Consider the following 20,295-nt stretch of genomic DNA (forward strand, 5'->3'; position numbering starts at 1 on the left):
ACCGTTTGCTCAAAAGGTTAATGGAGAAGGCTTTTCCTTTCCCGGATAGAACTGTAGGCTACATCATGAATTCGCCTGCGTATGCGCTGGGTATTGATGAGGGTATTTTCAGGGTCGGGATACACGCGGTTGGACAGAAAAATAAATATAAGGTCTTCCTCGGGATCCACCCATACCATGGCGCCGGTGAAACCCGTATGCCCGAATGAATTCACAGAAGCCATCGGGGATACGTATGAACTGTTGCCATCGGAAGGGGCTTTGTCCCAACCCAGGCCCCGGTGATGGGCCTCATCATAAATCCTTGAAAAAAGCGGAACAGTACCTGGCTGAAAAATATTAGACCCTCCGTAACTGCCTTTCCATAAATTCATCTGGTAAAGGACTGCCAGGTCGCGAGCGGTACCAAACAGCCCTGCATGGCCCGAAACGCCTCCTACTTCTGCCGCCATCTGGTCGTGAACGGTGCCCTGCAGCAGCTGTCCTCGATAGCGATAGTCCTGTTCCGTGGGGGCGATCTGTCTGGAGGGAAATCTGCGCAGCGGATTAAAGCCCAGATAGCTGAGCCCGAGTGGTTCGTAAATATTCACGGCAACGAAGGTATCCAGCGGGATACCGGTAATTCTTTCCACCACTTTCTGCAAGGTAAGGAAGCCGAGGTCACTGTACAGAAATCCATACCCGCCTGACCGCTCCTTTTTATTGTTGAGCGGGGATTTTACCACCCATTTCCATACCGAATCCCGTAAGGCTTCTTTGGCAAATAACTTGGGAGCCACCTGCAGATTGTAAATGCTGTCCTGCCTTGAACTGTAATATTCTGGCAGCAACCCACCGGCGGCAGTTTTGGTGCGTTCCCACAGGGAAGGATAAAAGGACAACAGCCCTGACCGATGCAAGAGCAGGTCGCGGATGGTCATGTTCTCTTTATTGGTACCCAGGAGTTCGGGCAGATAACGCGATGCTTTTTCTTCGAGGCCGATCTGCTTGCGGTCGTATAAAAGCATGATGGCCTGCAACGTGGCCGATACCTTGGTGAGCGAAGCCAGGTCATAAATCGTTTCGGAATTTACGCGGTCGGGCATCCGGTAGTCAAGCCCGCCAAACTGTTTGTCGTAAACAATCTTTCCTTTGCGGGCCACCAGTATCTGACAGCCTGGAAAAACGTGGTCGGCAATGGCAGCGGTGGCAATGTTGTCTATATTTTTGAGCATCACACTGCTCATTCCTACACTTTCGGGCGTTCCAATTGCCATGCGGTTAACCGTTTCTGTTTCAAAACCGGCTCCTGTTTGATAGGACGATACCGAAACGGGAAGTTTTCCTTCGGACGAAAGTGCCCCGAAGATGATCTGCGGAACGATCTCCTGCTGTTCGGTACCATCCTGGTTGGCACAAATCAGCGCATCGGTTTCCGGGAAATACTGGATACTATACGGCGATCCGAAAAGGCAGAGGATTACCTTTTTCCCTTGTTGCCGGAGCTGTGTTACAAAACTGGCGGTTTCGGACGTTATCCCGTAATACTTGCGGGGATTGGAGGAAATGCCATGTACATCAACCACCACCACGTTGTAGGGCTGAAGATATCCCAGCATTTCCGTGATTTCTTCCTGGTTGGCGGGGCCATCATAAAACGTAAAGGGTCTTACCGTTTTATAAAAAGCCATCATCTTCTGGAAAATAAAATTGCTGCCTCCGCCCAGTGAAACCGTTGCTATTTTTACATCTCCCGAGGTCTGTAACGGAAGAATCTGATTGTCGTTTCTGACAACGGTAACAGAAGCTTCGCAAAGTTCCCGGTACAATTTTTTACTTTCGTCCCGGTTGAGGTCGGTGTACAGATTGGTGATATCAACCGGTTTATACTGATTTAGTCCCGCCCAGTATTTTGCCTGAAGTATCCTTTTCACTTTGTCATCAATAATTTTTTCGCTGATCAGCCGCTGGGCAACCGCATCCTTGATCCGCGTAACGGTTTCACCAACGTTTTCAGGATACAGCAGTACATCATTGCCCGCCACCAGTGCTTTCAGGTTTACATCAGCAGCCCGCCCTGTTTTCAGTACCCCCCGCATGTTCATGGCATCGGTGAATACCAATCCCCGGAAACCCAAGTCTTTTCGCAACAGGCCGTTGATCACTTTTTCGGAAAGTGAACTTGCAAGCTGCGGCGTGTTGTCCAGGGAAGGGATATATAAATGCCCGCTGAGTACCCCCATGAGGCTGTCGGCGATCATCCGGCGGTAAGGATACAGGTCTACTTCGGAAAGCTGTTCCGGAGAGTGTGTCAGCACAGGAAGGGTAAAATGGGAATCTGCGTCGGTATCACCATGTCCTGGAAAGTGTTTTGCGGTAGCAATGACCCGGTTATGCTGTAGCCCTTTCATATAGGCCACGGCTTTGCGGCTGACATTCTCACGGTCTTCACCAAAGGACCGTACGCCAATCACCGGGTTATTAGGATTGCTGTTGATATCCGATACCGGAGCAAAATTGATATGAATTCCCAAACGCCGGCATTGCTGGCCGATGTCCGCACCCATTCGGTAAATCAGGCGGTTATCCGGTATAGCGCCCAGCACCATTTGTTTTGGGAAAGTGATGGTACTGTCCAGCCGCATTCCCAGCCCCCATTCGCCGTCGATACCTATAAACAAGGGAACCGGGGATTGTGCCTGATACCGGTTGGTGAGCTGTGCCTGGGCAAGGGGCCCTCCCTGGAAAAATATAAGGCCTCCGATATGGTATTCGCTGATCAGCTTTTCAACATATTTGTAATGGCTCTCATCACGGTTGGAGAAGGTGGCCACCATGAAAAGCTGCCCGATTTTCTCATCCAGTGTCAGAGACTTCAAGGTACTGTCTACCCATTCCGCTTCGGGTAATACCAAAACAGGGTGATTGATTTTCTTAACTTTTTGGGGAGATTTGGCAGCGATAGTTTCCGGCCGGGTTGCCGGATTTACCTCAGTCTTCAGTATCAGTCTCCAAGCAACAGCGGCGACCGAACTGAGCACAAACAATGCTGCTACACTTAAAGTAAATCCAAAACGGTTCTTCAACCAATACTTCATATCAAAAATACGCTGATAACACAGAGGGAAACAGATCAGAGTTAATTAGACAGCGCGCCAAATACGCTGGTCACTGTTACAATGTTAACAAATTTTCGTCTGGATTTAGCAATGAAAAATTGCGATTTAATGCAATTCTAATAATTACTATACTTATAATAGATAAAACAACAAAGTGAAGGGCTTTTCTAGCGGGTCAGCTCCCTGAAAGTTTCTTCGAGGGTATGCCCGGTCTGACGAAGGTTATCCAGTGTGCTGTCGTTCACCACTTTACCTTTGTTGATGATAATCACCCGGTCGCAAAGTGCTTCCACTTCCTGCATGATGTGCGTTGAAAACAGCACGGTTTTATTGTTTCCGGCGGTCCGTATCAATTCCCTGATCTCCTGAATCTGATTAGGATCGAGGCCGGTGGTGGGTTCGTCCAGAATCAGCACTGATGGGTCATGTAAAAAAGATTGCGCGAGCCCAACCCGCTGACGGTATCCCTTGGACAACTGCCCTATTTTTTTCTTTTTTTCCACCTCCAGTCCGCACAAACTTACCATTTCATCAACCCGTGCTTTCAGTTTATCTCCTTTTATCCCATAAAGCTTCCCTGAAAATAGCAGGAACTCCTTTACATACATATCCAGGTAGAGCGGGTTGTGCTCGGGCAGGTATCCAATGGCCCGCCTGGCTGATAAGGACTGAGACATCACGTCGAAATCTGCCACCCGGGCGCTGCCTGAGGTGGGGGTGAGATATCCCGTGAGTATCTTCATCGTAGTAGACTTTCCGGCTCCGTTCGGTCCCAGAAAACCTACAATTTCGCCCGGAAGGAGCGAAAACGAGATGCCGTCAACGGCAAGTTGAGAACCGTATGCCTTTGTAAGATTATCTACTTTGATAGACATTCATTCAATCGGATTAGTAAGTTATGCCAAAAGGTTAACCGCCTGTGACCGTGTCCATCAAACGATTAACCTTTTGCAAAGAACATATTTACCCGTCAGACTTTCAAAAATAATTTGTTGCGATACAGCAGATACATAAATGCCCACTGCACCCCAATGAATGCCAGTACTTCACCTACCTTGGCGGAACCTTCCGGTAAAAAGCTCAGGATACCTCCGAATAAGGCCTCGGCGGTATAGCCAAAGTCGATATAACTTCCGACCATGTAAATCACGATTGAATTCATACCGATCACGACAAAGAAGAAGGTCCATTTACGGTAGTTAAGCACATCTACAATCCAGTAGAACAAGGCCAGCAGAAGCACACTGAAACCGCCTGCACAGAGTACGAAAGAGCTGGTCCAAAGGTTTTTATTAATAGGGAAGAAGTAGTCCCACACAAGGCAAAGCAGCAGACTGGTCATACCGGCCGCAACCAGATAGACGACTTTGTTATTTTTGGATATCAATGTTTCGCTCGTGCGGAGCAGTTCACCGGAGAATATGCCCATCAGCCCGGTTGCAATGGCAGGAATGGTAGAAATCAATCCTTCGGGGTCATGGATCTTTACGTGCAGCCTTCCCGGAAGGATCATCCTGTCAAAATAACTGGCGGGGTTACATTCCATGGTCAGCAGACCAGCCCCGCAGCCTGGTACCGGATAGAGCATCATGAAGGCATAATAGCCCAGAAGCAATCCGGCAAACCAGATCCACCGGGCCTTCCATCCGAAATAGAGGTAAATGATCTGCGCAAACATACCTGCCAGTCCTATACGTGCCAGCACACTCGGATAGCGCATGTTGGCCCATTCTGTATGAAAAATTCCGTTGTTGTAAATGATTCCGAGCAGTACCAGAATGATCCCGCGCTGGATTACTTTTTTGATCAGCTCCGAGGGGGCTACTCCTTTTTCCAGCCTGCTTCCCAGGGAAAATGGTGTGGAAACACCTGCCATGAAAAGGAAAGTCGGAAAAATAAGGTCATAAGCGCGGAAACCGTGCCAGTCGGGGTGGGTGAACTGATAGGCCAGAACGGCGGCCCAGGACCACCCGGTTACCTTGGCCAATACATGAAATATTTCCTCCCCGCCCGATATCCAGAACATATCGAAACCCCGCAGGGTGTCAAGAGACAATAATCTTTTAGAGGGAGGAGTTTCAATTCTCCCGGGAATTTCCGCCTCGGGGGAATTAAATTCGGTGTTTGTTAACATGAATCAAATAATCTAAAAACAAATTTCAAATACGAATACTGGATATTCTGATAAAGATACTACGACCTTCCGGAACTAAATATCAGTTTGTTCAAATAAACATATTAGTCCTTCTTATAATAATTTTTTAATCTTATTTCTTCGTAGTACTTTTCTGTCAAATTACTTGAATTTACCCCTAATTAGTTGTCATCAGCATACTGCCATGATCCGTTTTTCTACGTTTAAATTTATCTTCATTTTTGTCCTAATTGGTTGGATAAAAAATGCTTATGCTCAACAGGGCATTCCGAATTGCGGCACGCTTGATTCAACGGTCTCGGCCTATCTCTCAAAGTTTACGAAAACAAAGGATCTGACAAAAGCGCGTGTGGCAGCCGGAGAAAAACTGGAGTACCGTCTGGCACTGGATATAAATTACGGGACCTACCTGATGTACAATGGCGACAAGGAACTGCTTACCCGCACAGCCTATCGTTTCATTGAGGATGCATCCGCCATTTTTGAGCGGGATATTAATGTAAAACTCACGGTTACCTCCATTTTAATATGGGATCATCCGGAGCCCTATCAGCTCCAGAACGATTTTGACTACTATGGCAACGTGCTCAATTACTGGGAAAACAATCGCTTTGAACCCCGAGACGCTGTGGTAAGCTTGTCTGTCCGTTATGGATGGTTTTATGGCGGTTACCGCATGTGTTCTTCCAATTTTCCGGAGCCTAACAATCCTGGTCTGGCGGTTGACCTGCTGTGCCATGAGCTGGGGCATACGCTGGGATCGCCGCATACCCATTATTGCGGTTGGCCCGACGGCCCTATAGATTACTGTAACATCCTGGAAACGAACGACCCAGAATGCACCAGTGATTATATAGAATATGTAAACGGATCGTTGATGTCGTATTGCCGGACCGTACTGAGGTTTCATCCCTACTGCCAGAATCTGATGCGCGACTATGCGGAGGGAAATCTCAATCCTTATTTCAAATTGAATCCTGTAAACGCAGCACTGTCCGACCCGGGAACACTTAGATTGAAAGAACCTGATCCTCAGCTAGTTTCCAATACACCTTCCTTTGAATGGAACGCTCCCGTCGGAGTTGAACAATACCGCATTCAGATTGCAAAAGATGCCGATTTTACCCAACTGACTGAGGATACGCTCGTAAAACAGTCCTATTTCCGATCTGCAGGACAGGGAGAGGGCAATTATTTTGCGAGATTCAGAGCCTCCAGCCAGGTAGGAAACAGCAGCTGGTCAGAGGCCGTGGCTTTCACAATACCGTCTTATTCGGACAATTCCACTCCGCCGGTGCTCATGAATCCTTTATTGTTTAACGGAGGCACCTTCACGGGATATTTCTACAAGTATCCGGGAATAGAATCGTATCAGCTGGAAGTAAAGAACATATATATACCCGATCAGATTTACCTGCATGAACTGAAGACCACTGAAGCAAAGGTGCAGTCGTTCAGGCTTCCGATCTATGGAGATATTTACGGGCGTTATGAGATCAGGCTGAGGGTCAGAAAAAATGAGGTGTGGAGTACCTGGTCGAAACTTTCTTATATGTATCCGGCCTGGAACAGTGAGATATGGAGGTTCAACAACCTGAGTAAAATTACTGACAAACCCCTTCTGGCAGTGAATCTTTATCAGCCCTCGTTACACAACGGAATGCTTTCCAGCATGGAAATTGCGCGTGATGCTGCCTTTAAAAATGTGGTTTTCAAGGATTCCCTTCTTTCAAATGATTTAAACGACTGGCAGACCAACAAAGCCACCTTTCAGCCAACCTTGGATGCTAACAGCTCCTATTTCGTCAGGACCCGTATTCTTTTTCAGCCAGGTGTGTATTCTAACTGGAATGTATCCCAGCTCACCACCGGACAGCAAGACCAGCGTTTTGAATACCTTGGGTTGGTTTCAAAAAATCTCCAGTCTACCAATTATGCTTTTGGTGATTTTTTGCGAAACCGGTTTTATAAATCCGGAGACAAGTTGTATGTCTCTGCCCTAGGATCTGGGTATTACGCCACCAGTGATCTGAAAACCTGGCAGCCATTTATCACCTCCACCACCAGAGGTAAAAGTCCCAACATCTTTAATCTTTTCGGAGCATCTGAAAACGGGGATACCTATGTTCTGGACCAGAACAATGCAGTGGTCAGGAATTCTGGAGGCAACTATGAGAAGTTTTTCTCCAATGGTAGTTTTTATCTGTATGAATACAATTCCATTGCAACTACGAAGAACGATGGTATATTTTTCAAAACTGACAACCAGGGTGTAGCCAATCTTAAAGATGGTATCTGGACGTTTTATGACCAGAGTGTTTTATTTTCTGCCAGACCGCTTTATGTGGCTGCCAATGCCAATGACCAGGTTTATGCGGTCATGGACGGCGGGTATGTCTGGTCTTTCCAGAACGGGCGTTGGAAACAGGAACCGTATATGTTCCAGTGGCAGGGTGTAAGAGGTATTGCTTTTGATCAGAACCAGGCGTGTTATCTGTATGGCGACTGGGGTGTGGCTAAGCTCAACCAGCAACAGGGGACCTGGGATATGATTCAGCCGGTTTCGGGATACCCTGTCCGAAAGGTAACATTTGACAAAGACAACCAGATGTGGATTGCCGCCTACCGGAACGACGGACAAAACTATCAGTATTACGGACTGATCAAATTAAAGGATCAGAAAATGAATATCTATACCGATGGACTTGGGTTTTTAAAAGAACCATTTGATCTGGAAATATTTAACAACAAGGTTTTAATACTTACGGCTGGCGGAGAAATTCACTCTTTTGACGAAAACAAAATCCAGCGGTTTGACGGAAAAACGAGTTACTGCGTGGGAGAAGAACTGGGTGTTACCATTACCTCTAACTCAACTTTCGGGCGTGATAACCAGGCAGGCCTGCGGCTTGTTCACACCGAAAGCAACGCCGTTACCACGCTCACGGGGCAGCAGACAGGTAATGAAATCAAGGCGGTTCTGCCGTTAACCCTTGCCGAAGGTACCTACAGGGTAAGCACGGTTACCACCCAGCCGGAGCTCCTCAGCAATGAAAGCGCCACGTTCAGGATTTATGCGCAGGCTCCGGCGGTTCTGACCAAGGCTGAAACCTCCCGATTCAAAACCAAACTGGTAGCAAGCACCGGGCAGGGATTGACATATCAATGGTATCTGAATGGCAACGAAATCCTGGGTGAAAACTCAGCTACGCTGGAAGTTTCGCAGTCGGGAGAGTATACGGTGATGGTAAGCAATGAAGGAGGGTGTAAAACAAAATCGAATGCAGTAACCGTAGAAACTGATGAGCCTGCTGAAATAACCTTGTTGCAAAACATGCCGAATCCGGTGAATACTACAACGGAAATAGCGTTTTACCTTCCGCAGGCCGAAGAAGTATCCCTGGACTATTATAACGTAAGGGGCCAGAAAATGGGACAACTCAAAAAAGGAAGTTTTCCGAAAGGGTGGCATTTTGCCAGTGTGGACGGTAAAACCATCCCGGCCGGTGTGTATATCTACAGTCTCAAGGCGGGCAAGTATACCAAATCCCTCAAAATGCTGAAATTATAGGGATTATGTTAGGCCAGAGCCGACAGGGGTAATCAGCCCGGTGCTGAACCTCTGTTCACAAAGTTTAACAATTCCATTCGGTCTGAATATATAGCAGTTGCCGGGGCAAGCGTTATTAGCTACAAATTTAAACCCCACGACAACCATGCGCAAATATTGGATGGCCGCGATGATCTCCGCAGGTCTTATTTTTACCGGATGTGCCTCTTCCAACCAGGGGATATCACATGATTCATCTCAATACGAAGAAACCAGCCAAAACAGTAAACTCAACAACCGGCGCCTCGAAAAAAACCTTGAGAAGTATAAAGATGAACTTCATCTGACTAAAAAACAGGTGAAACAACTTAAAAAAATTGACCGCCGTTATGCACGAAAGGACCGGAAATTATCCCGGGACGACGATGCCAGGCGCCGCGATCACCGCCAGCTGGCAGAGCAAAAAAGGGAGGAAATGTTAGACGTCCTAACCCGCGAACAGCAGGATCAGTTACAGGCGCTGATCAAAAAAGGAAGATTCAGCTTTGACCAATGGTTTGGCAAATAAGGCAGGCAAAGGGCGAAAGCAAATGTGAGTAGCCCTTTATGTTTGGTTTAACGGAAGTGTTGTTATGCAATTGAAAGGCTCTGTGTTATTTCCAGCTTTCCAAAATCACACTTCCTTCTTCACTTTCTTCAATTTTCAGATAGGTTTGTATCTCCTGCTGAAGATCTTCCACATGGCTGATGATACCAACGATCCGGTTTTCTTTCCGTAAGGATTTTAACGTTTCAAAAACCGTCTGCAGGGCATTTTTGTCCAATGAGCCGAAACCTTCGTCCAGGAAGAAAAAGTTGTGCTGTGATTCGTTCCGTAAATGGATATGATCCGCAAGGGCCAGCGCAAGCGAAAGGGCCGCCTGAAATTTTTGCCCGCCGGATAAGGTTTTTAACAACCGCATGTGACCGCCATTGAGCAAATCTCTGACCCAGAAACTGTTATCCTTTCCAAGCTCCAGGTGCAGCCGCTGGTGTGTCATCTGGTGGAAGCGGGTATTGGCGGCATGGATCAGGTTCTGGAGGTATATACTGGAGGCATAATCCACGAATCCGCTGGACCTGAATAACCCGGCCAGATCATTCAGATGCTGTCCCCGTAAATCCAGTCTTGTTTTTTCCGTCAGAAGTTGTGTCCGTCTGGCCAGATCTTCCATCTGTTTTTTAATTATTCCGTCCAGCCGTCCTTCCTCCTTTCGCAAGGTATTCAGGTTTTCGGTAAGCTCCTGTTTTCTTTGGATGACTGTTTCATGGCGGGAAGGATCATATTCCGCAACCGCATTTTCCGCGAGCTGATTTTCCAAATCCTTCTTTGTACTCTGCAGACTAAAATAGAACTCCTCCAGTACTTTACGTTCCGTTGTGATATTCAGGGCTTTTGACAGTACCGTTTCTACCCAAAGCTCGGATTCATACTGATGCGCTTTTAATTTTTCCTGCATCTCTTTTTCCGTTGCTTCCAATGAAAGTGTGTTGGTATCTATCCCATTTTTCAGCATTTCCTGTCGCCCCGCAAGCAGATGATTCTCCTTTTCAAGTTCATCTATCTGTTTCTCTGCCTGTTCGTACAGCCTTTTTATCTGGTCATATTCCTTTTTTAAACCCAGTACCTTCTCCGCAATTCCGGAACGGTTCTCTATATCATAATCTTCCGCACGGATACTTACCAGCTGGGACAGCAAAAGGGCATTCGTATTTTCCATTCCGGCTATTTCCTCCCTGAGCTCCTGTAAAGGTTTTTCAACCTTAACCCTTACCTCTTCCTGTTCCTTTTCCAGCTGGTGAGTCAGGTTTTTGAGCAGCAGATCGTTGGATCTGATCTGTTTCTGAAGGCCCTCAATTTCCGTTTCATACCTTTCAAAGGCGGGACGATCTTTTTTGTCGAACTGAGCCCAGACAAACCGCTCCTCCCATGTTTTCATATTTCCGATCGCTTCCTCGTACCGGGTGCGGATGGATTGCTTCTGATTTTCCAGACTTTGAATCTTCAGGAAGAGCCTGTCTATGGTTGTGCCTTTTTGCCTGAGGAGCTGTTCCTGCTGCTGTATATGCTCCCGTCTGCTTTCTATTTTTCTGATTGTCCCTGTAAAATCTCCATCCGTATGCAGGAGCAACGGATGGTGCTCCGCGCCGCATAACGGGCAGGGGTCGCCCTCCTTTAAATGGAGCGCATATTGCTGCAATCCGGCCCGGGTTTTTATTTCCAGAATCTCTTCATCGATCTCTTTCCGCCTGTTCTCAGCCGACAGCAAGAAATCCTGAAACGCTGTATTGACCCGTTCCATATCACTCTCTGGCGATAATTGCAGCAGGAATTCTTCCGACACGCCGAGGATAGTCTGCCTGAGATCGGCCTGCAGAGCTTCCTGTTCCCGCTTTAACTGCTGTGCCTCCTCCTGAATACGCTTCCTGTTTGCCGCATGACCATCCATGGTGGCAAACCATGATTTTACATTGCCGATTTCCGTAATATCCGGCAGTTTGCTTTTCAGGATATCCGTTTCCTGGTCTTTTTCCTGTTTTTGTTTTTTTAGTATTTCAATGGCCGCCGTTCTTTCTTCAAGCTGCTGTTTCCCGCGCTCAAACGATGCCTGTTTTTTATGCACCTGAATGGTATTCTCAAATACCTGCCCCAGCTTTTCCAGCTCTTCTGCTTGTTTCAGAAGAACCTCCCTGCCCTCATACTGCGGACGCAGATCAGCCTGTCCGGCCCTGAGTTTGGCAAGCTGCTCCGTTAGTTCACCCGTGCGAACGGCATTTTTAGTATAGGTATCGGTATCCGTTTTAAGGGAAATCGATAATTTCTTCTTTTGTTCCAGCAGTGCCTTAAAATCATAAGAGCAGGTCTCGAATATCTTCAATGTTTCCTGCCTGCTTTTCATAAGAGGCTCCTGCGCTTCCAGCGCCGCAAGCTGATTTTGTAACTGAAGAATTTTCTCTCCGGCCATTTTCTGCCTGGCCAGCAAAAGCTCCAGTTCCGTCAGGACGAGCAGTTCTTCACTTTCGGTTCTGATAACCTGCTTCACCGCTTCGCGGTTTTGTTCTTCGGCCAGGATCATTTCCCGGGTAACTTCTCCCAGGCTCAGAAGCTGGCCTTCTATATGCGACTTATCCACGTCGTTCTGTCTGACGAGCGTCGTAACTTTACGGCTCAGATCATACTTTTCCAGCTGGAAAAGCTCTTTCATCATTCTGGTCCGTTCTGCATCCTTTAGCTCAATGAATTCCTGAAACCGGCCCTGCGGAATGATGATTGTACGCCTAAAATTATCATAACTAAGGCCGATGATACTTTCAGCCGATTCGGATTCAGGAAGGGGAACCCACAGTCCCTCCCTTTGAATATATGCTCTTCTTTCAAAAGTTTTTACATCTCTGAAATTCTTGCTGTTCCGCTTTCCCCTGACCGTAAACCGGTACTGCTCTCCTGCTTTTCCGGCAATGCATTCAAAGTCGATCAGGAGCTCATCCGACCGCAGGTTCATCATGTTGTAGGTACGGTCATCACCGGACCGGTTCAGCCGTTCGGTATCTCCGTAAAGGGCAAAGGTTATCGCTTCCAGTATGGATGATTTCCCGCTTCCCACTGCCCCGAAAATGCCGAAAAGGGATGCGTCGGTAAGTGCATCAAAATGTATTTCCTGCTCCTTCTGATAGGAATAGAGCCCTTTGATTTTAAGATATTTAGGAATCATTATACTGATGAGGCTATTGGCTGCCGGCCAACGGCTTTGGATACTTGTCCGGGTGAGGTATTTATTTTCAGTTTTCCTGCAGTATGGCCAGCAGATCGTCCAGATATTCTCTGTCATTGCTCAGCCGGGGTACCTTATTCTGCCCTCCGAGTTTATTTCTTCTGCCCATCCAGGCATAAAAGGTACCGGGCGGCACCACATGGACAAGGGGGGGCAGCAGTGCCATATCTTTATACCGTTTGGCATCATAGTCTGAATTCACCTCTCTGATCGATTCATCCAGAATTCTGTTGAATGCCGCGGCGTCTTGCGGCTCACTGGTGAATTCTATTACCCATTCGTGCCTTCCGCGGGAGCCATCCCCCATGTAAACCGGGCCTGCGGTGTAGTTTGCCACAAGGGCATTGGTTTTCTGCGCGGCGGTTTTGATGCCATATTCTGCATTCTCAACAATTACTTCCTCACCAAAGGCATTGATAAAATGCTTGGTACGCCCGCTTACTTTAAGCCTGAAAGGATACTTGGATGAAAATTTGACAGTATCTCCTATAAGATAACGCCACAACCCGGCATTGGTAGAAATTACCAGTGCATAATTTACACCGATTTCGATTTCGTCCAGCAGCAATGCCCTGGGATGTTGTTTGCCTACTTCATCCAAGGGTAAAAATTCATAAAATATGCCATAATCCAGCATCAGTAGCATTTCTCCAACTTTATCGAGGTCGTCCTGAATGGCAAAAAAGCCTTCGGAAGCACTGTAAGTTTCGAGATAGGTTACCTGGGGAGAAGGAAAATATTTCTGACAGAATAAATCGCGGTAAGGTTCAAACGATACGGCTCCGTGGACAAATACTTCGAAATCGGGCCATACCTCCAGCAGATTCTTTTTGCCGGTGAGTTCAAGTATCTGGTCCAGTAAAACGATTGTCCAGGTAGGTACCCCCAAGATACTGGTAACATTTTCCTGGGAACAGATGGTGGCCATTTTCTCCAGCTTGCTCTCCCAGTGGTCCATCAGCGCCACGTCAAGCGGAGGTGTCCGCATGATCTGGCCCCAGGCAGGCAGGTTTTGCATAATCACAGCCGAAACGTCCCCCACCTGTGTGTAATCATCAAAGGGGTTGGCGTGTAGGGTTCCTCCGATGGACAAGCCTTTGCCGTCAAACACCCTGGTTTCGGGCCGGTTGTGGATCAGCAAGGTCATCATATCCTTGCCACCTTCGTAATGGCATTCTTCCAGGGCTTCGGGCGAAACAGGTAGAAACTTGCTCCGGGCGTTGGTAGTACCAGACGACTTGGAGAACCATTCTATCTGAGATGGCCAAAGTACGTTAGGTTCTCCTTTGAGTACCCGTTCAATGTATGGATACAGATCTTCATAGGTCGAAACCGGAACCTGCTCCTGAAATTCTTTAACGGTCCGGATCTGCCCATAATTAAATTTTGCACCCCATTCTGTATATCTGGCAGTTTCCAGTAATTCCGAAAACATGCGTAACTGCGTTTCAACAGGATTTTTCTTAAACTGATCTATCCTTTCAAAGCGGCGCTTTAAAAACCAGACAGTCATATCATTTACCAACTTCATATCCTATCCTAACGTTTGAGAATTTGACCCTGAAAATTGTAAAAATAACAAATAAAAATGGTGAGAGAGTACTATTCTACTGATTCCCTCACCCTCAACATGCTATTCCTTTCAGGCTTTATTGCTGAATTTACGGTATAAAAATAAAAGCAGAATGGCTCCTAATACGGCGATAAACAAACTGGATATATCAAAGCCATCCACCACACCAAATCCTAAAAGAGAAGATATCCACCCGCCCACTACGGCACCAGCTATACCGATCAGAATGGTTACGATAAATCCGCCGGGATCCTTTCCCGGGTGAAGCGCTTTGGCAATGGCTCCCGCCACCAGGCCCACAATAATCCATGATAAAATGCCCATTGGGTGTATAGTTTAGTTGAAGTAAATATTTTTATCTAAACTATAACAAAAATTATATTGAACAGGAATTCTGTCCAACTTTATTTACCGATAAGCAGGAGGCTTCGATTTAGTGGCTAAAGAACATGTTACTTCCTCCTGCTTTTCTGGAGACCGACGACATGATTTCTACCCCGGAAAATAGTTTTGTTTCTGCCAAGGGTATCCTTCGTACCACGCGTGAGCCAAGGATTTTGAAAAGCGCCTCGCTGAGCAGCGGGTCGCGCAGGTCTCCGTAAGGATATAAGAGAATTCCCTCCGTAGCACGAACATCGGGGGTAAATCCCACAGAATAGTCGGACTTGTGAAGGCCATTGAAAGATTTGGAAACGATGGGCTGTAACCCCCAGGTAATGCCGTCTTTTTTGTTGGACAGGGTTATGGATCCCACATTTTTCCCGACGGTGTTATCACCTACCAGAATCACATTCATGAAGGGTTTCAGACCGTTAATGAGCAATTCGCTTGCCGAAGCGGTACGGGAAGAGGTAAGTATCACCAGGTTATTCAGGGTTGAGCCTATGTTCTGGGTTTTTGCCGTAAACTTATCATAGAAATAACCTTCTCCATACTGCTTTTTCAGCGCGGTGGTGGCTGTGGGGTTGTACTCCTTGTAAAAAAAGATATCGTTGGTGGTGGCTTTTACCAACAGGCTGGCAAGGCTGGTTGCGGAACTTACATAACCTCCTGGATTATATCTTAAATCCAGAATAATAGAACTGACATTTTTTTCCTTGAATGAACCGACAATTTGATCAAGCTCTTTATCGTACTGCAGGGTTTTGGACTGATAGGGTTCGGGGATGAACTGGTGATATACGATGTATCCTATTTGAGTACCATTGAACTGAAAGAGGGTGTCAAAATAAACCGGGTTTTCCTGCAGCACAACCGGCACAACTTCCCTCTTGACAGTACCTTCTGTCACTTTCCCCCCCGAATCAACTTTTGCAAGCGTATAGGTTTTGGTTCCTTCGGCGTTCAGCAACTGGCTATAGTTGGCGCCTGTGAGTTGCTGGTTATTGACACTGGTAAAAATATCTCCGCGTTTGAAACCTGCTTTCTCGGCTGGTGAACCAGGTAAGGTATAGGTTACAACGGCAATCACATTACTGGTCCCGCTGGGGTAGTAAAGCAGCTTGTACTCCATACCCGGTGTTTTTCCTGAGCCGCTCAGGCTGGCCTGAAGTTCGTCCGCACTTTTCTGGATCCACGAAAAACGGTCGCCATCCGGTCGCAGATTGGCGTCGTACTTATAAAGCAGGGAGTTAAACAAGTCGGCGGGAGCCTTTGTGAGGTCGGGCGTAGCTGTAATTTTATCATTCCAGTAGTACCAGTATTTCATCTGGCTGTAAATCCACTGATTGGTTTCAGCGTCCGTAGCGGGATCCACGGTTTTATCTTTACACCCCCAAATAACCAGTACCAGAACCGAAATTTTCAGTAATGTTTTAAAATTCATATAGCGTATCAGTTATACCCCAGGAAAACCTCTTCAATGATATCACAAGCCTGATTTATTTGTTCTGCACTGATCACCAGCGGCGGAGCGAAACGTATTTTGTTACCATGCGTCGGCTTACAGAGCAATCCTTTGTGCATCATGCCGTAGCAAAGGTTCATAGCCGTAGGACTGTCCTCATCATCATTGATCACGATCGCATTCAGCAATCCCTTTCCTCTAACGAGCTCGACCAGAGAACATTGCTTTTGTAACGAAAGAATTCTTTCTCTGAACAATTGCCCCATTTTTTCGGCGTTCTCAGCCATTTTTTCATCTTCCACCACCTGAATAGCTGCCATGGTAACAGCACATGCCAGCGGATTTCCCCCATAGGTGGAGCCATGTTCCCCCGGTGCGATGGTGAGCATTACTTCATCGTTGGCCAGAGCCGCAGATACAGGCATGATACCTCCCGAGAGTGCCTTTCCGAGTACCAATATGTCTGGCTTCACATTTTCCCAGTCGCAGGCCAGCTTTTTTCCTGTCCGCCCAATCCCTGTCTGCACCTCGTCTGCGATGAAAAGGACATTGTGCCTGGTACATAACTCCCTCACGCCGCTGAGGTACCCTTCTGCCGGTACCACCACGCCCGCTTCTCCCTGAATGGGTTCAACCATAAACCCGGCGATATCGCGATCCTTTTTGAAAAGATCCTCCAGCACATTCAGGTCGTCGTAAGGAATAATTTCATATCCGGGTAAAAACGGACCGTAATCGTTGGTACTGGAAGGGTCGGTTGAAGAGGAGATGGCCGCCAGGGTACGTCCCCAGAAGTTCCCGGAAGCATACACGGTTTTGGCTTTTCCGGGTGTTATGCCTTTCACCTTATAAGCCCATTTACGGGTTAGCTTCAGAGCGGTTTCACCGCCTTCCACTCCTGAATTCATCATCAGTACCTTGTCATAACCGAAATACTCGGCCAGAAACTTTTCACACTCGCCAAGCCTGTCATTGTAAAACGCCCGGGAGGTCAGGGTCAGTTTTTGGGCTTGCTCTATCATAGCGTTTACGATACGTGGATGACAATGCCCTTGACTTACAGCGCTGTATGCTGAAAGGAAATCAAGATACTGCCTGCCTTCCACATCCCAGACATGCACACCCAGGCCTCTGGAAAGCACAACGGGCATCGGTTTATAGTTATGTGCTCCGTAACGGTATTCCAGGTCCATTGCATTTTGAGAGGCGTCTATCACGGTAGTTCCCGTGCTGGCGGTGTCTGTATAGTCAGGCATTTTCTTTGTTTTTTGCTAAAAAAATTGTGTTGTGTAAAAATACAAAAAAGGACAGGGATTACTAAAATCCATATTTTTATTGTCGAATAAGCTTCCTTGCACTACCTTTGTAACGTAATCTCAAAGGGGTGCCCTACCGAACGGGCTGAGATCATACCCATATCACCTGATCCGGATAATGCCGGCGAAGGGAGAGAAGCTAATCTTAAACGTTTTTCGGACGCCGTGATAGACGCGTTTGACCGGCTGATGGTTCGTTAAGATTCAGGCGATTTTCAAAATTAATTTTTGTAAACCTAAGGATAGGTGGCCCCTTGCCTGTTCGTAACAACTTTTTATCGCCATGCGAAAAGTTACGACCTATCTGAATGTGCTACTTTTTAGTGCGCTTATATGTATTTCTGCTTCGGCTCAGCATACCATCACGGGCCGCGTGACCGATGCCACGGACGGGAAACCACTTCCCGGGGCGTCGGTAAAAGCCGGGGAGATCCGCGGTACCAACACCGGCGAAAACGGTACGTTTAATCTCCGAAACATACCGGACGACATCCATATCCTGGAGGTATCCTATGTGGGGTATCAGACCGTGAAACTGGACATGACCGGAAAAACCCAGCTGGATATCCGCTTAGCCAAAAGTACTTATCAGGCGGATGAGGTGATCATCAGCGCAACGCGGGTGAATAGTAAAAGTGCCATGGCTTTCACCAATGTAACTGCCGATGCCATTGATAAACAGAACCTTGGGCAGGATTTGCCGGTTTTGCTCAACTTTACGCCGTCGCTGGTCAGTACCAGTGATGCTGGCGGCGGTGTGGGATACACCGGCATCAGGATAAGGGGTTCGGACGCCACCAGGATCAACGTTACGGTTAACGGCATTCCTTATAACGACGCAGAAAGCCAGGGTGTGTACTGGGTTAACATGCCCGATTTTGCCTCTTCCGTCAGCAGTATCCAGATACAACGGGGCGTAGGAACGTCTACCAACGGAGCCGGAGCTTTTGGCGCAAGCGTGAATGTGAACACAAATACATTCCGCCAGGAGGCATACGCCGAACTGAATAACGCGTATGGTTCTTTTAATACCTTCAAAAATACCCTTAAACTAGGCACCGGGCTGATCAAGGATCAATTCACCTTCGATGCCCGGCTGTCACGGATTTCATCTGATGGATTCGTGGACAGGGCGACGTCTGAACTGCATTCCTATTATTTATCGGGGGGGTATTTTGGCAAGAAAAGTTTTGTAAGAGTCAACGTTTTCAGCGGAAAGGAAAGAACATACCAGTCCTGGAACGGAACACCAGAGGCCAAATTACGGGGCGACCGGGCTGGTATCCTCGCCTATATCGACCGAAACGGTGTGGGTGAAAAGGATGCAGAAAACCTGCTGAATGCTAATAACCGTACCTATAATTATTATACCTACAAAAATGAGGTGGATAACTACCGCCAGGATCATTACCAGGTGGTATCTTCCCATGCTTTAGGTAACAATCTTACTTTCAATCTGAACGCTTTCCTGGTGCGTGGACTTGGGTATTACGAACAATACAGGAGCCAGGATAAATACAGCAATTACAACCTGCCTGATGTAGTCATTGGCGGGGATACCCTTTCCAGAACGGATTTTATCCGCAGAAGGTGGCTGGACAACTACTTTTACGGGACCACGTTTTCACTGGACTACAACTCTTATAAAAAGCTGACCGCAAGCTTTGGTGGAGGGTGGAACCAGTACGATGGTGAACATTACGGGCAGGTCATCTGGGCGCGGAATGCAGGAAATATTGGTAGTGAGCATCAGTATTACTATAATCTGGGTACGAAAAAAGACATTAATTTTTACGGAAAGATATACTACCAGTTTACGGAAAAATTAAATGCTTTTGCAGACCTGCAGTACCGCCATGTCAACCACCGGATTGCTGGTCAGGATAACGATCTGGTGGCGTTACATTTCGATAAGAGTTTCTCTTTCCTGAATCCTAAGGCGGGAGTTAATTATCAACTGTCTGCTCAGAGCTCGGTTTATGCTTCTTACAGTATCGGCAACCGGGAGCCAAACCGCGATGACATTGCTTCGTCCGTCACAGGCATGTTCCCTACCAGCGAATCCATGCAGGATGTGGAGGCCGGGTTTCGTACCCAGCATGGGAAACTGGCGTTTGCGGCCAATTACTATTTGATGTACTATAAAAACCAGCTGGTACTTACAGGACAGATTAACGACGTGGGAAACTCCATCCGTGTCAACGTCCCTAAAAGCTATCGTATGGGTATTGAACTTGAAGGGGCAGTCGCCATCAATAAACATCTGAAATGGAATGTAAATGCCACTTTCAGTCAGAACAAGATCCGTAACTTTACCGAGTATATTGTGGATTATGATAATGGCGGTTATAAGACCATCAGTCATGGGAAATCCGATATATCCTTTTCCCCGAATGTTATTGCTGGTAGCCAGTTCAGTTTTACACCTGCCAAAAATCTGGAACTTACCTTGCTGAGCAAGTATGTAAGCAGGCAATATCTGGACAATACTACCGATAAGACTCGCCAGTTGGATGCCTACTTCACCAATGATGTCAGGTTTTCCTATGCTGTTAAACCCGGATGGGCGAAAGAAATATCCTTCAATCTGTTGATCAATAACATCTTTAATGAACGTTACGAGTCCAATGGCTATACCTATAATTATCTGGCGGGTGGAGCGGTCACCCAGGAAAACTTTTACTTCCCACAGGCAGGAACAAATTTTCTGATAGGGATGAATTTTAAATTTTAACACTTTTAAAGGCGCACCGCGGAGTAAGTGTTTCCGGTGCGTCTTTTTTTATCTTTAACCGACCTCCTGAAAATAGCCTAATTATTAATTTAAATAGTTCTAAAAATTAACCATACGATAAGTTAACGGGCTGTAAATTAGGTTTTTAATGATAAAATTGTAAATTGCTTAACGCGCCTCCCGGCTGAGAATTTCTACCTAAGATAGATTT

General features: G+C 46.9%; 11 protein-coding genes and 1 riboswitch. Of the genes, 3 read left to right on the forward strand and 8 right to left on the reverse strand.

Annotated elements, in window-relative coordinates:
• Window positions 1-17: 17 nt before the first annotated feature.
• The 3 genes from KOE27_RS00085 to KOE27_RS00095 form a co-directional block, all read right to left on the reverse strand.
• Window positions 18-3,077 carry a glycoside hydrolase family 3 N-terminal domain-containing protein gene (locus KOE27_RS00085; RefSeq protein WP_215236853.1) on the reverse strand — a complete coding sequence of 1,020 codons (3,060 nt, stop codon included), beginning with the start codon at window positions 3,075-3,077 and terminating at the stop codon, window positions 18-20.
• Between the two features lie 188 nt (window positions 3,078-3,265).
• Complete coding sequence (locus KOE27_RS00090; protein ID WP_215236854.1) at window positions 3,266-3,973, reverse strand: ATP-binding cassette domain-containing protein; 708 nt, start codon at window positions 3,971-3,973, stop codon at window positions 3,266-3,268.
• A gap of 95 nt (window positions 3,974-4,068) precedes the next feature.
• The gene (locus tag KOE27_RS00095; protein ID WP_215236855.1) at window positions 4,069-5,232 is read right to left on the reverse strand and encodes an acyltransferase family protein; all 1,164 of its coding nucleotides are present in this window, start codon (window positions 5,230-5,232) and stop codon (window positions 4,069-4,071) included.
• Between the two features lie 205 nt (window positions 5,233-5,437).
• Between KOE27_RS00095 and KOE27_RS30090 the strand changes: the two genes are divergently transcribed.
• Together KOE27_RS30090 and KOE27_RS00105 are read left to right on the forward strand one after the other, a co-directional pair.
• The gene (locus KOE27_RS30090) at window positions 5,438-8,824 is read left to right on the forward strand and encodes a zinc-dependent metalloprotease (RefSeq protein WP_215236856.1); all 3,387 of its coding nucleotides are present in this window, start codon (window positions 5,438-5,440) and stop codon (window positions 8,822-8,824) included.
• A 145-nt stretch (window positions 8,825-8,969) separates the two neighbouring features.
• Window positions 8,970-9,371 (forward strand): hypothetical protein, encoded by a 402-nt coding sequence (locus KOE27_RS00105; RefSeq protein ID WP_215236857.1) that lies wholly within the window; start codon window positions 8,970-8,972, stop codon window positions 9,369-9,371.
• Between the two features lie 85 nt (window positions 9,372-9,456).
• On the opposite strand, the gene KOE27_RS00110 is transcribed toward KOE27_RS00105, so the two are convergent.
• The 5 genes from KOE27_RS00110 to rocD form a co-directional block, all read right to left on the reverse strand.
• The gene (locus tag KOE27_RS00110; RefSeq protein ID WP_229252559.1) at window positions 9,457-12,672 is read right to left on the reverse strand and encodes an AAA family ATPase; all 3,216 of its coding nucleotides are present in this window, start codon (window positions 12,670-12,672) and stop codon (window positions 9,457-9,459) included.
• Window positions 12,623-14,146: a GH3 auxin-responsive promoter family protein gene (locus KOE27_RS00115; protein ID WP_215236858.1), complete on the reverse strand. Its 1,524-nt coding sequence runs from the start codon at window positions 14,144-14,146 to the stop codon at window positions 12,623-12,625. The genes KOE27_RS00110 and KOE27_RS00115 overlap by 50 nt, the downstream gene beginning before the upstream one ends.
• A gap of 111 nt (window positions 14,147-14,257) precedes the next feature.
• Complete coding sequence (locus tag KOE27_RS00120) at window positions 14,258-14,512, reverse strand: GlsB/YeaQ/YmgE family stress response membrane protein (RefSeq protein ID WP_215236859.1); 255 nt, start codon at window positions 14,510-14,512, stop codon at window positions 14,258-14,260.
• 109 nt (window positions 14,513-14,621) lie between these two features.
• Window positions 14,622-16,013: a S41 family peptidase gene (locus KOE27_RS00125; RefSeq protein WP_215236860.1), complete on the reverse strand. Its 1,392-nt coding sequence runs from the start codon at window positions 16,011-16,013 to the stop codon at window positions 14,622-14,624.
• An 8-nt stretch (window positions 16,014-16,021) separates the two neighbouring features.
• On the reverse strand, window positions 16,022-17,290 hold the full coding sequence (gene rocD, locus KOE27_RS00130; protein WP_215236861.1) for an ornithine--oxo-acid transaminase: 1,269 nt from the start codon (window positions 17,288-17,290) through the stop codon (window positions 16,022-16,024).
• 114 nt (window positions 17,291-17,404) lie between these two features.
• Window positions 17,405-17,500: riboswitch (TPP riboswitch) on the forward strand.
• Between the two features lie 133 nt (window positions 17,501-17,633).
• Between rocD and KOE27_RS00135 the strand changes: the two genes are divergently transcribed.
• Window positions 17,634-20,084: a TonB-dependent receptor gene (locus tag KOE27_RS00135; RefSeq protein WP_215236862.1), complete on the forward strand. Its 2,451-nt coding sequence runs from the start codon at window positions 17,634-17,636 to the stop codon at window positions 20,082-20,084.
• The last annotated feature ends 211 nt before the right edge of the window (window positions 20,085-20,295 follow it).

It is taken from the genome of Dyadobacter sp. CECT 9275 (genome assembly GCF_907164905.1).
Taxonomy (GTDB): Bacteria; Bacteroidota; Bacteroidia; order Cytophagales; family Spirosomataceae; genus Dyadobacter; species Dyadobacter helix.

Bases quoted from the DNA above. Each gene is read 5' to 3' on its own strand.
- KOE27_RS00135 (WP_215236862.1), top strand. From the start codon at position 17,634: ATGCGAAAAGTTACGACCTATCTGAATGTGCTACTTTTTAGTGCGCTT.
- KOE27_RS00115 (WP_215236858.1), bottom strand. From the start codon at position 14,146: ATGAAGTTGGTAAATGATATGACTGTCTGGTTTTTAAAGCGCCGCTTT.
- KOE27_RS00125 (WP_215236860.1), bottom strand. From the start codon at position 16,013: ATGAATTTTAAAACATTACTGAAAATTTCGGTTCTGGTACTGGTTATT.
- KOE27_RS00110 (WP_229252559.1), bottom strand. From the start codon at position 12,672: ATGACAGAGAATATCTGGACGATCTGCTGGCCATACTGCAGGAAAACT.
- rocD (WP_215236861.1), bottom strand. From the start codon at position 17,290: ATGCCTGACTATACAGACACCGCCAGCACGGGAACTACCGTGATAGAC.
- KOE27_RS00085 (WP_215236853.1), bottom strand. From the start codon at position 3,077: ATGAAGTATTGGTTGAAGAACCGTTTTGGATTTACTTTAAGTGTAGCA.
- KOE27_RS00090 (WP_215236854.1), bottom strand. From the start codon at position 3,973: ATGTCTATCAAAGTAGATAATCTTACAAAGGCATACGGTTCTCAACTT.
- KOE27_RS30090 (WP_215236856.1), top strand. From the start codon at position 5,438: ATGATCCGTTTTTCTACGTTTAAATTTATCTTCATTTTTGTCCTAATT.
- KOE27_RS00120 (WP_215236859.1), bottom strand. From the start codon at position 14,512: ATGGGCATTTTATCATGGATTATTGTGGGCCTGGTGGCGGGAGCCATT.
- KOE27_RS00105 (WP_215236857.1), top strand. From the start codon at position 8,970: ATGCGCAAATATTGGATGGCCGCGATGATCTCCGCAGGTCTTATTTTT.
- KOE27_RS00095 (WP_215236855.1), bottom strand. From the start codon at position 5,232: ATGTTAACAAACACCGAATTTAATTCCCCCGAGGCGGAAATTCCCGGG.